Annotated in this window: 1 protein-coding gene; it reads left to right on the plus strand. The window is 50.7% G+C overall.

Features of this window, described 5'->3' with window-relative positions:
* Positions 1 to 341, plus strand: a 341-nt coding sequence (locus Q0882_RS16695) for a GTP-binding protein (RefSeq protein ID WP_366915942.1), incomplete at both ends; no start/stop codon positions are given.

Genomic DNA, 341 nt, shown 5'->3' on the forward strand with positions numbered 1-341 from the left:
GTATTCCTGAACAAAGCAGATCTGCTGGCTGAAGATTGTGGCGGTGCTGACTCTGAAGAATACGAAGAGATGCTTGAGCTGGTAGAAATGGAGCTGCGTGAGCTTCTGGACCAGTACGAGTTTCCAGGTGATGACACTCCAATCATCCCAGGTTCTGCTCTGATGGCGCTGAACGGCGAAGACGACAACGAGCTGGGTACTACTGCTGTTAAGAAACTGGTTGAGACTCTGGATTCCTACATCCCAGAGCCAGAGCGTGCGATTGACGGTGCATTCATCATGCCTATCGAGGACGTATTCTCTATCCAGGGTCGTGGTACTGTAGTAACAGGTCGTGTTGA

It is taken from the genome of uncultured Neptuniibacter sp. (genome assembly GCF_947498015.1).
GTDB lineage: Bacteria > Pseudomonadota > Gammaproteobacteria > Pseudomonadales > Balneatricaceae > Neptuniibacter.